This window comes from Planktotalea sp., from assembly GCF_039984035.1.
In the GTDB taxonomy this organism is placed as follows: domain Bacteria; phylum Pseudomonadota; class Alphaproteobacteria; order Rhodobacterales; family Rhodobacteraceae; genus Planktotalea.
In genome coordinates, this window is the sequence record NZ_JBDWVM010000397.1 from 1 (window position 1) to 10125 (window position 10125).

The following is a 10125-nucleotide window of genomic DNA, read 5'->3' on the forward strand; positions in this document are numbered from 1 at the left end:
ACTGACACGCTTGGCGCGCTCTGGGAGCAATGCCAACTGGCCCGTATCCCTAAGGCGGCGCAGTAGGTGAAGGGATTTCCCGATCTCCCACCGCTTTGGTGGCTTGGCAGTATTGTGCTCATTTATCTTGCTAAGACGCTGCTGCCGAATTGGCATGTGGATTGGGCGATTTTGAATTTTGTGTCTTGGGCTCTTCTTGTCGCGGCGCTGGGCATGATCGGGTGGTCTGCAATCTGGTTCTTTCGAAAGAAGACCCCGATTGAGCCGCATCACCAGCCCAAAACACTGATCGTTGAAGGGCCCTACCGATTGTCGCGCAATCCGATTTATCTGGCATTGGTTTTGCTGACGTTGTCATCGGCGCTGGGCCATGGATCGATGGTTGGTTTGGCGATGGCCTATGTGCTTTGGCGGGTTTTGGATACACGGTTTGCCGGTCCAGAGGAGCAACGCTTGCGCGACGCTTTTGGCGCTGAGGCAGAGCGCTATTTCGAACAAACCCGCCGTTGGGTTTAGGCGTTAGCGCGCTTTCCAATCTTGAAATCCGCCCTGAAGGATCAGCACGTTTTCATAGCCCATGACCCGCAGTCCAAAGGCCGTCTGTGCGGATAAGGCGCCTGTGTTGCAAAAGAGGACGACCTTTTTCTCAGTCGGGATTTCATCAACGCGCGAAAAGACCTCGCGCCATTCGATATTTAGTGCGCCTTCGATGGTTTCTTCGTCAAACTCTTCCGCGGTGCGTGTGTCGATGAAGACAAAGCTATCAACCACATCATCAGTAATCTGCGAAGGAAGGATGATGCCTGCGTCGTATGTGGCGAAATCGGTGTAATCAGCGAAAGCCTCTTGTGGTGTTTGCTCTGCGAACACAACTGCCGTTGAAACGACTAGGATCACCGTCGCAGCCGCCCCTGCGCAAAGGAGCAAACCTAGCTTCTTGAGCAGCGATCTATTTGTTGGCCAAACGTTCATTCGAATTCCATTTGTTCATAAACGCGACCTGCGTTTCTGGTGGCGAGTTCTTCGAACGTATCGAGATGAGCATAGGGGCTTTGATCGACATAATAGGCCTCGGCCAAGCCGCCACCGTTGTCCAAATGCTCACCGACTTTGCCGCGCAGATAAACCAAGTAATCCAGCGTGTAGCGGCGTACTTGATCCATGTTCGTGGGATGTCCGTGACCGGGGATAACGTAGGTCGCGTTCAACGCTTCGAATTCATTTTCCCACGTTTCGATCCATTCGGCGGTCATCGTATGTTCGAACACTGGAAGCATGCGTTCGTGGAACGCCATATCGCCAGATATCACTAAGCTTTTTTGCGGTAACCACACGACGATATCGCCGGGGCTGTGTGCGGGCCCTAGGTAGAGAGCGTGAATGTCCAGACCACCAAGCGAGACGACATATGTGTCCTCGAAGGTTGTTGTCGGCAAGGCGACGGTGGTTTTTGCAGCCTTCTCTTTCACGCGCGCTTTTGCGCCGTTCAAAGACCGGTCGCCGTTTTCTTCGAATTCGTGCGCGGCATCAATATGAGCGACGATTTCCACACCCTGCTCGGCCCAGTAGGAGTTTCCAAGCATCGCATGGCCTTGGCCATTTTCGTTGAAAACAACTTTCACAGGCTGGTCGGTGATGACCTTGATCTCTGCGTGCAAGGCTTCGGCCAATTCATAAGAGGCGCCGCCATTCACAACAACGACGCCTTCGTCGGTAACGATGAAGCTCAGGTTGTTGTTGTGGCCTGCGTTTTCATACGTTGATGGCGCCGTTGCGCCGATCGCTGAAAAGACATTTGGGATAACTTCCACAGGTTTGGAATAGAGCACAGAGGCCGGATATTGATCTGGGATATCTTCGCTTGCGAAGACCGGACAGGCTATTAGTCCAAGAACGAGAGCCAAATGTTTCATTACGTGTCCTCTGCAACAAAAGTAAATCCAGACGTCGATTTATCGACGTAGCCAATGCCGTTCCCGATTAGGTGATACCCAATGATGAGGGTTTTCTCGTGAGCAAGTTGATCCAGCAATCGCAGACGTGTTTGCGCAGCTGTTTCTGCATCCTGATCTGAACCGGATTCCCATTCGGGTTTCTCGAACGCGACATGATGATTTCCGATGCAATCGCCCAAAATCATAGCCGCCTGCGCGCCTTGTCTAACCTCAAAGGCCATGTGCCCAGGGGTATGGCCGAACGTGGCGCGGGCAGCGACGCCGGGCAAAATTTCGTCGCCATCATTAAACAGATTGATGTTGTCCGCGATGACGTCGAGACGCCGTTTAGCACCCACCGCAAAGGACGCACGCGCATCACCAATGGTGTCTACAGTGTTCGGGTTCATCCAATAGTCCCATTCAACCTGACCAATCTGATAGGTGGCTTCGGTAAAAAGAAGATCGTCGAAATCATCAAGCAGACCCCAAAGATGGTCAGGATGCGCGTGGGTGAAGACAACGTCTGTGATGTCCTCCGGCGCGACGCCCAGCGCATCGAGGGATTGAAGCAGCATGCCAGAATTCGGTGCAAAGTCTGAACCGGAGCCCACATCGAACAGAACTGTTCGAGCGCCGTGGCGCATAAGTGTGACGTTTATCGGTGGCTCTAAGACGTCAGCAGACAGATTGTGCTTGTTCAAGATGGGCGCGAGCGCGTCTTTTGGCATCGTCTCAAAGATAAAGCTGCCGGGCAGGGTGAGTGAACCGTCGCTCACGACATCCAACTGTATGTTTCCGAGCATCATTTCTGAATGTGCAAGTGTCGGAACGCTGCTCAAAGCGGCGCTTGCTACGAAACCAGTGGTGCCAGAAAGAAACGCGCGTCGAGATAGGCTCATGCTTATCGCCTCATATAAATTCCTTTATTAGAATATGATTGATTGTTTGCGTTGAGGCAAGCATTTGCTTGAACAAAACACCAGTTCAACGGCAAATAGGATTTCGTGAAGACATAAAAAACGCGCGCAAGTGGTGATCACATTGCGCGCGTTATTGGATGTGCTGCTATGCCGAAGCGAGCGGAGGCTCTATTCGAGCCATCCTTGAAGATTGGTTTCGATCACGTCCGACAGCGCTTTGATGTGCGCTTCGTCATCGTTGAGGCAAGGGATATAGGTGAAATGTTCGCCACCCGCTTCTTCAAAGCTCTCTTTGATCTCTTCGTTGATCTCTTCCAGTGTTTCGATGCAATCCGCTGAGAAGGCAGGCGCAATCACTGCGATGTTTTTCTTGTTCTCTTCGCTTGCGAGACGCGCGACTTCTTTGACGGTGTAGGGCTGCAACCATTCGGCTGGGCCAAACTTGGACTGGAAGGTTGTGACGATTTCGGTGTCGTCCCAGCCGAGACGTTCCTTCAGTAGGCGCGTCGTTTTCTGGCAGTGGCAGTGATATGGATCGCCTTCCAGCAGGTATCGCTTGGGAACACCGTGGTAGGAGCAAACCAAAAGCTCTGGCCGCTTTTCCGTGTTTTCATATGCGCGCTCTACGGATTGCGCGAGCGCATCGATGTAGAGCGGGTTTTCGAAATACGGTTCAATCGTGCGGCTAACGGGCTGCCATTTTTCTTTCATCAACGCGCGGAAGAATTGATCGTTCGCTGTTGCTGATGTTGCGCCTGCGTAATGCGGATAAAGCGGAACGAAAAGGATCTTAGTGCAGCCTGCTTCGATCAGTTTGCGCAACTTGCTCTTGGTCGAAGGGTTGCCGTAGCGCATGCAGTAATCGACCATGACTTGATCGCCGTAGCGTTCTTTCATGGCGTCTTGCATTGCCGTGGTTTGTTGTTTGGTGATTGTCAGAAGCGGGCTTTCATTCGCCTCCTCATTCCAGATGGACCGATATGCGGCGCCAGACGCAAAGGGGCGTTTTGTCAGAATGATGAGCTGCAAAATTGGCTGCCAAAGCCAAGGGGACAGATCGATTACGCGTGTGTCTGAAAGGAACTCACCGAGGTAGCGACGCATGGACCAATAATCCGTATCATCGGGCGTGCCGAGATTGGCCAACAGGATACCAACCTTGGCATCTGGAAACTTAGGATGGTCAGCTGGCGCATGCGCTGGGCAGGTCGCTGGGATGTTGGCTTCAGACATTGGATCGCTCCGATAGGACGTGTTGCTAGGCGAGATAGGCTATTTATTTGCGTGGTCAATCACCTAGGGGGTTTTCTGTGGTTTTCAGCGCATCGGCAAGTCGCGCCGTGGCTGAGCCTGGTCTTAGGGGTTTCGGTTGATCGGCAGAGGGCGCCCAGCCGGAAAGAAAAATGAATTCATAGGTGGCGATGATTTTACCGTCTTCGGCAAAGTTCGTTGCATAAATTTCCGCGCAACGATCAAAGACTGCGCGCCGCGTCGGGCGCTTCAAGCGGTCGTTGAGGGCATTGGTTTCACCAAAGCGACGGAGATCGCGCATCAGGTGAAAGGCGCTGTCATAACTGGTGCGAACGGTGATGCTGTCAGCAACGGGCAGAGCGAGGCCAGCACGTTGCAAGAGAGCGCCGAGATCGCGAATTTCACCCATCGGTGCGATGCGCGGCGACAAGCCGCCAGCGACTTCGCTCTCTGCCTGCGCAAGCGAAGTGCGCAGCTCATTCAAGGTTTGCCCGCCAAGACAGACCGCTTGGAATAGTCCATCGGGACGAAGCGCGCGGGTGCTTTGGATGATTTGGCCTACAGGGTCATTGGCCCAATGCAGTGACATGAAATGCAGCACGAGATCATAGTCAGCGTTCGAAATCGCCAGCGTATCTGTATCGTCGATATGCTCAGCACCTGTCAGAATATCTGCGATAGGTCCGATGATCAGAGGTTTCGTAAACTCTCTGTTAACCAGACTCAGGCGATCAAGGCATTCCTCTTGCGCAATGTCGCGCAGGAACGTGTCGCTGGCACGAAGGCGATTGCGGATCAGCGCGGAGCGATCTGTCAGGAGAGGTGGAGCTTGCATACATCCCGTCTTATTGCGCGCAGTGCTGGGTTTCAAACCCTGATACATGCGGTATTTCCGCCCGAATGCCTTTCTTGTCGTGAACAGATGGCAAATGACGACGGTTTGTGCGGCACATGTTGGCGCGATACCGCCTTTATCATGGGGTCTGTTTGCGAAGGGTGCGGTGTGCCTCTGCATGGTGAGGTGCAAAGCGGCGATCGTTGCGATCCCTGCATGCAAACTGCCCGCCCTTGGTCGCAGGGTCGATCTGCGATGCTCTACAAGGAGCGAAGCCGTGCGCTTATCCTAGCGCTAAAATATGGAGATCGTCATGATATCGTGCGCCCTGCCGGCAAGTGGCTCGCCAATGCCGCGCGCGAGATAATGCGCGACGATACGTTGATCGTGCCTGTTCCTTTGCATTGGACGCGCATGTTAAAGCGCAGGTACAATCAGTCAGCGCTGATCGCGAAATCTATGTCTGATCTGCTTGGCGCATCGTATTGTCCTGATTTGTTAGTGCGCAATCGTAAGACTGCGACGCTCGATGGGAAGTCTCGCGAAGAACGGTTTGATGAGCTGAGGGGTGCGATTAACGTTCACCATAAGCGCGCGCATTTGATCGAAGGACGTCCAGTTCTGTTGGTGGATGATGTGATGACGTCTGGTGCGACGCTCGCTGCGTGTACAGAAGCGTGCCTTAGATCACGAGCTAGCGATGTTTGTGTCGTTACTCTAGCGCGTGTCGCAAAGGATGACTAAGTTGCTTTCAACCTAAGAAAAGGAAGCAAGCCATGAAACCTGTTGAAATCTATACCTCGCCGCTTTGTGGCTTTTGCCACGCCGCAAAACGTTTGTTGACGTCAAAGGGTGTGAACTTTGCCGAGGTGGACGTGTCCCAAGATCCAGAGCGCAAAATGGAAATGATGCAGCGGGCCAATGGTGGGCGCACTGTTCCACAGATTTTCATCGGTGATGTTTATGTCGGCGGCAGCGACGATCTGCACGCCCTTGAGCGCGCCGGTAAGTTGGACGCACTGCTGGCTGCGTGATGCTCGCGGCGCTCATCCAAACCACCTCGAGCGATGATCCGCGCGAAAATCTTGCGCGGATCTCTACGCAGGTACGTTCCGCGGCGCACGATGGCGCGGGTTTTATCCTGACGCCGGAAGTGAGCAATTGCGTGTCCTCTAGTCGCAAACATCAGAACGCCGTTTTGCAGCTTGAGCAAGACGATCTGTCGCTTGCTGGCTATCGTGCTTTAGCGGCTGAAATGGGTGTTTGGCTGTCGATTGGATCATTGGCGCTAAAGACGGGTGATGCGGATGGGCGTTTCGCCAATCGGTCCTTTGTGATTGACCCAAGCGGCGCGATCACGGCGCGTTATGACAAAATTCATATGTTTGACGTCGATGTGACGCCCGAAGAAACCTATCGGGAATCTGATGGTTATCGCCCCGGTGATCGTGCGGTTGTGACCGATACGCCGTTTGGAAAGCTGGGTTTGAGCATTTGTTATGATGTGCGTTTTGCCTATCTTTACCGCGCATTGGCGCAGGCTGGTGCTGAAATTCTAACTGTGCCAGCCGCGTTTTCACCCGTCACAGGTCAGGCGCATTGGGAATCATTGCTGCGCGCTCGTGCGATTGAAACGGGGTGTTACATTCTGGCCCCTGCGCAGTGCGGGACACATTCGACCGCGGCTGGCAAACCGCGCAAAACTTATGGGCATTCCATGGTGATTTCCCCGTGGGGCGAGGTTTTGGCCGATGGTGGCACAGATGTTGGTACAGTCTTTGTTGAAATTGACCGCATGAAAGTGGCACAAGCACGGAGTAAGATCGCGGCACTTCGCCATGATCGCCAATTCGAAGGTCCGTAATGTGGCTGATGATGCCAATGCTTTAGCAGTTATGCTGTTTAGCGAGATTTTGACTGTCGATCAGCTATTGCGCAGCCGTCTGAGCCGCGTTTTGCCAAAAGGCATGGAAATTTCGCATTTCTCGGTTTTGAATTTACTTGCCAGCCAAGCCGCTGAGCGCACACCTGCACAGCTTGCTAAGAGTTTTCATTTAACGCGCGGTGCGATGACGAACACGTTGGGCAAGCTGGAATGGGCAGGATATGTGCATATTCGTCCCGATTGGGATGACGCACGGCGTAAACTGGTATCAATCAGCCCCGCTGGTCGCGCAGCGCGCGATGCGGCGCTTGAAGGGATCAGCCCTGTGATTTCGGAAATCGTTGACGGTCTCGGCGACGGCAAGCTGCAAGCTGTTTTGCCGACGCTTAGAGACTTGCGCCAGAAGTTGGAGTGATCGCGATTAGCTGATCACGCCTTTTTTCAGAATGATGTTCCCATAGATGCGCGTTTCGCCAGTTTGAATGACGGCAAATGCGTTACTGGCGCGTTCATAGAATTTGAACCGCTCCATGCCCTTGATAGGCGCGGGATTGTCAGCAGTTTTGTCGATGATTTCCTGAAACTCGCCAACGATTGGGGGGATGTTGGACGGATCGTCCACCACCTCCATCACGGCGAGGGGTGCATCATCAAATGTATCGATGGGGAAAAGCTGCACGATTGCTTCGAGCAAATCGGTTGCCGAAATTCCATCTAGGCGATGGCAACGCTTGCCCATGCTAGTCCCTGGAAAATTCGCATCGCCAATGACGATTTCGTCGCCATGCCCCATGGCGCGCAATGTGTGCAAGATGTCAGGGGATAAAATAGGCGAAATGTTGTGCAGCATTGGAAATCTCCGTTTAGGCTTAGGCGGGTTTGGTGCTTGCGGTGACATAGTTCACGCTTAGATCGCGGCTCGACAGGCTCCATGACCACAAGATCGGGTTAAAGACGAACCCCTTGCGATCGACGGGTGTGACCCCAGAGTTTGTCAGTAGCTCGGCCAATTCATCGGGCGTGATGAACTTGTTCCATTCATGTGTCCCCTTTGGCAACCAGCGCATGATGACTTCTGCGCCGACGATGGCTACGGCAAAGCTCTTGGCGTTTCGATTGATGGTAGAGCAGATGTGCAAGCCGCCGGGTTTCAGCAATTGCTGACAGGCTGTGAGGTAGGCAAGCGGATCAGCGACGTGTTCAACCACTTCCATGTTCAGGACAACATCGAATTGCTCGCCTGCTTCCGCCATGGCCTCAGCGGTTGTGTGGCGATAGTCGATTTTGAGGCCGGATTGTTCCGCGTGAATTTGCGCGACTGGGATGTTGCCAGCGGCGGCATCAGCGCCAACAACTGTCGCGCCAAGGCGCGCCATAGGTTCTGACAACAAACCACCACCGCAGCCGATGTCGAGAATGCGCAACCCTGCAAACGGGTTTTCTGCGCTGAGATCACGATCAAATTCGCCAGCGATTTGGCTGGTGATATAATCGAGCCGACAAGGATTAAGCATGTGCAGCGGTTTGAATTTACCCGCTGGATCCCACCATTCGGCGGCCATTGCTTCGAACTTTGCGACCTCTGATGGGTCTACGGTTGTTTGGGCGGCTTGCATTCCTGTCTCCATGTGCTCATCTGGGCGCAACTATCCCTTTAGGGGTATATAGGATGGATATGGATAAAATCTCAGGCCAAAAGAGCGCGGTTCACTATCTCTACCCTCCGATTGATCCATTTGATCAACGGATGATGGAAATGCCGGGTGGGCACAACATTTATGTCGAGCAATGCGGCAACCCGGATGGGGTGCCCGTTATTGTGCTGCACGGTGGACCGGGGGGCGGGTGTAGCCCTGCGATGCGCCGCTATTTTGATCCAGAGGTCTATCGCGTTATTCTGTTTGATCAACGTGGTTGCGGCCGCTCCAAGCCGCATTCATCGGTAAAGAACAACACCTCCTGGGATTTGGTTGCTGATATTGAGCGCATTCGGGCAGTGTTGGATGTTGAACAGTTTGTCGTGTTTGGTGGCAGCTGGGGCGCAACGCTTGCGTTGATTTACGCGCAAACGCATCCAGACCGTGTGCGTCATATTGTGCTGCGCGGAGTCTTCTTGATGACGCAGCGCGAACTCGACTGGTTTTATGGTGGTGGCGCTGGGCAGTTTTGGCCCGAACAATGGGCGCAATTTTCTGGTTTGGTGCCCGAGGATGAGCAAGGCGATTTGATCGCGGCCTATCACAAGCGATTGTTTAGTGGCGATCTGATGCTGGAAACCCGTTTTGCCAAAGCATGGTCGAAATGGGAGAATGCGCTGGCCTCCATTCAATCAAATGGCCAAAGCGGCGAAGCGCCCGGTGATTATGCGCGCGCGTTTGCTCGGCTTGAAAACCATTACTTCGTGCATGGTGGGTTTTTGGAATCAGATGGCCAGTTGCTCGAAAATGTGGATCGGATCAAACATATCTCAGGCGTTATTGTGCAAGGCCGTTACGATATGATTTGCCCACCTAAATCGGCTTACGATCTCGCCAAGCGTTGGCGCAACGCCGATTTGCGTTTTGTTCGCAACGCTGGGCATGCGCTGAGCGAACCGGGCATTAGTGCGGAGTTGGTACGTGCGATGGATCAATTTGCTGAAAGTTTGTAACAAAAAGGCCGCCTGCAAGCAGGCGGCCCCAACCTGTTGGACTCGTTAAAACACAAGAGATGCACTTTAAAAGTGTATTTCTGAATTGATAACTATCTCTATGCGTGTTCAATAACAACAGCTGAAAAGCGCGAGCTAGAGTGGTGTTTCTATTTCATTCCGACTTACGGCCTTGCGGATTCGTTTTGTCTTAGCTATATGCCAATCAACAGCGGCGCGGCTGGGTCCAAACCAACGCTCCACCGGATACGATGTAACGGGCCGCGCGCCCGTTTTTTTGTGCTTGAATGTATGCCTGACCACAGGCTGGAAGAATTATGACAAACGATCTGATCGCTAAAGCAGCTATTGACCAACGTCTCGCCGAGATTGTCTCGCCCGTGATCGAAGATCTGGGTTTCGAACTTGTGCGCATTCGTTTGATGTCTGGCAAGACAACGACGCTTCAAATCATGGCAGAACGTCCTGAAGGCGGTATCGAAGTCGATCAATGCGCTGAAATCAGCACTGCGATTGGCGCGACGCTTGATGTCGAAGATCCGATTTTGGACGAATATACGCTGGAAGTTTCCAGCCCGGGCATCGACCGTCCGTTAACGCGCCTTAAGGACTTTGCGACGTTTGAAGGTTATGAAGCCAAGATTGAA

The 10125-nt window shown here is 53.2% G+C and carries 14 protein-coding genes; 7 read left to right on the top strand and 7 right to left on the bottom strand.

Annotated features, from left to right (window positions below; all coding sequences use genetic code 11):
• Window positions 1-66: 66 nt before the first annotated feature.
• Window positions 67-516, top strand: a complete 450-nt coding sequence (locus ABJQ89_RS17470) for an isoprenylcysteine carboxylmethyltransferase family protein (RefSeq protein WP_348497435.1) — start codon at window positions 67-69, stop codon at window positions 514-516.
• A 3-nt stretch (window positions 517-519) separates the two neighbouring features.
• Here the strand turns inward: ABJQ89_RS17470 and ABJQ89_RS17475 are convergent, their stop codons facing one another.
• The 5 genes from ABJQ89_RS17475 to ABJQ89_RS17495 all read right to left on the bottom strand — a co-directional run bounded on the left by ABJQ89_RS17475 (window position 520) and on the right by ABJQ89_RS17495 (window position 4943).
• A complete protein-coding gene (locus ABJQ89_RS17475; protein WP_348497436.1) occupies window positions 520-972 on the bottom strand; it encodes a rhodanese-like domain-containing protein in 453 nt (150 codons plus the stop codon).
• The gene (locus ABJQ89_RS17480; RefSeq protein ID WP_348497437.1) at window positions 969-1913 is read right to left on the bottom strand and encodes an MBL fold metallo-hydrolase; all 945 of its coding nucleotides are present in this window, start codon (window positions 1911-1913) and stop codon (window positions 969-971) included. The genes ABJQ89_RS17475 and ABJQ89_RS17480 overlap by 4 nt, the downstream gene beginning before the upstream one ends.
• A complete protein-coding gene (locus tag ABJQ89_RS17485; RefSeq protein WP_348497438.1) occupies window positions 1913-2836 on the bottom strand; it encodes an MBL fold metallo-hydrolase in 924 nt (307 codons plus the stop codon). The genes ABJQ89_RS17480 and ABJQ89_RS17485 overlap by 1 nt, the downstream gene beginning before the upstream one ends.
• A gap of 189 nt (window positions 2837-3025) precedes the next feature.
• A complete protein-coding gene (hemH, locus tag ABJQ89_RS17490) occupies window positions 3026-4090 on the bottom strand; it encodes a ferrochelatase (RefSeq protein WP_348497439.1) in 1065 nt (354 codons plus the stop codon).
• Between the two features lie 55 nt (window positions 4091-4145).
• A complete protein-coding gene (locus tag ABJQ89_RS17495) occupies window positions 4146-4943 on the bottom strand; it encodes an SAM-dependent methyltransferase (RefSeq protein ID WP_348497440.1) in 798 nt (265 codons plus the stop codon).
• A gap of 12 nt (window positions 4944-4955) precedes the next feature.
• On the opposite strand from ABJQ89_RS17495, the gene ABJQ89_RS17500 reads away from it, so the two are divergent.
• The 4 genes from ABJQ89_RS17500 to ABJQ89_RS17515 are packed head-to-tail and all read left to right on the top strand — an operon-like array spanning window position 4956 to window position 7243.
• Window positions 4956-5687 carry a ComF family protein gene (locus ABJQ89_RS17500; protein WP_348497448.1) on the top strand — a complete coding sequence of 244 codons (732 nt, stop codon included), beginning with the start codon at window positions 4956-4958 and terminating at the stop codon, window positions 5685-5687.
• Window positions 5688-5719: 32 nt separating this feature from the next.
• The gene (gene grxC / locus ABJQ89_RS17505) at window positions 5720-5977 is read left to right on the top strand and encodes a glutaredoxin 3 (RefSeq protein ID WP_348497441.1); all 258 of its coding nucleotides are present in this window, start codon (window positions 5720-5722) and stop codon (window positions 5975-5977) included.
• A complete protein-coding gene (locus ABJQ89_RS17510; RefSeq protein WP_348497442.1) occupies window positions 5977-6807 on the top strand; it encodes a carbon-nitrogen hydrolase family protein in 831 nt (276 codons plus the stop codon). Before grxC ends, ABJQ89_RS17510 begins: the two co-directional genes overlap by 1 nt.
• Before the next feature lies 1 nt (window position 6808).
• A complete protein-coding gene (locus ABJQ89_RS17515; RefSeq protein ID WP_348497443.1) occupies window positions 6809-7243 on the top strand; it encodes a MarR family transcriptional regulator in 435 nt (144 codons plus the stop codon).
• 6 nt (window positions 7244-7249) lie between these two features.
• Here the strand turns inward: ABJQ89_RS17515 and ABJQ89_RS17520 are convergent, their stop codons facing one another.
• Both ABJQ89_RS17520 and ubiG read right to left on the bottom strand, forming a co-directional pair.
• Window positions 7250-7678 (bottom strand): RbsD/FucU domain-containing protein, encoded by a 429-nt coding sequence (locus ABJQ89_RS17520; RefSeq protein ID WP_348497444.1) that lies wholly within the window; start codon window positions 7676-7678, stop codon window positions 7250-7252.
• 19 nt (window positions 7679-7697) lie between these two features.
• Complete coding sequence (gene ubiG, locus ABJQ89_RS17525; RefSeq protein ID WP_348497445.1) at window positions 7698-8444, bottom strand: bifunctional 2-polyprenyl-6-hydroxyphenol methylase/3-demethylubiquinol 3-O-methyltransferase UbiG; 747 nt, start codon at window positions 8442-8444, stop codon at window positions 7698-7700.
• A 59-nt stretch (window positions 8445-8503) separates the two neighbouring features.
• Between ubiG and pip the strand changes: the two genes are divergently transcribed.
• Window positions 8504-9478, top strand: a complete 975-nt coding sequence (gene pip / locus ABJQ89_RS17530) for a prolyl aminopeptidase (RefSeq protein ID WP_348497446.1) — start codon at window positions 8504-8506, stop codon at window positions 9476-9478.
• A 317-nt stretch (window positions 9479-9795) separates the two neighbouring features.
• On the top strand, window positions 9796-10125 hold a 330-nt coding region (gene rimP / locus ABJQ89_RS17535; RefSeq protein WP_348497447.1), incomplete at its 3' end, for a ribosome maturation factor RimP.

Excerpts from the sequence above, each read along its gene's own strand:
- ABJQ89_RS17475 (WP_348497436.1), bottom strand. The coding sequence starts at position 972 with ATGAACGTTTGGCCAACAAATAGATCGCTGCTCAAGAAGCTAGGTTTG.
- ABJQ89_RS17480 (WP_348497437.1), bottom strand. The coding sequence starts at position 1,913 with ATGAAACATTTGGCTCTCGTTCTTGGACTAATAGCCTGTCCGGTCTTC.
- ABJQ89_RS17485 (WP_348497438.1), bottom strand. The coding sequence starts at position 2,836 with ATGAGCCTATCTCGACGCGCGTTTCTTTCTGGCACCACTGGTTTCGTA.
- hemH (WP_348497439.1), bottom strand. The coding sequence starts at position 4,090 with ATGTCTGAAGCCAACATCCCAGCGACCTGCCCAGCGCATGCGCCAGCT.
- ABJQ89_RS17495 (WP_348497440.1), bottom strand. The coding sequence starts at position 4,943 with ATGCAAGCTCCACCTCTCCTGACAGATCGCTCCGCGCTGATCCGCAAT.
- grxC (WP_348497441.1), top strand. The coding sequence starts at position 5,720 with ATGAAACCTGTTGAAATCTATACCTCGCCGCTTTGTGGCTTTTGCCAC.
- ABJQ89_RS17510 (WP_348497442.1), top strand. The coding sequence starts at position 5,977 with ATGCTCGCGGCGCTCATCCAAACCACCTCGAGCGATGATCCGCGCGAA.
- ABJQ89_RS17520 (WP_348497444.1), bottom strand. The coding sequence starts at position 7,678 with ATGCTGCACAACATTTCGCCTATTTTATCCCCTGACATCTTGCACACA.
- ubiG (WP_348497445.1), bottom strand. The coding sequence starts at position 8,444 with ATGCAAGCCGCCCAAACAACCGTAGACCCATCAGAGGTCGCAAAGTTC.
- pip (WP_348497446.1), top strand. The coding sequence starts at position 8,504 with ATGGATAAAATCTCAGGCCAAAAGAGCGCGGTTCACTATCTCTACCCT.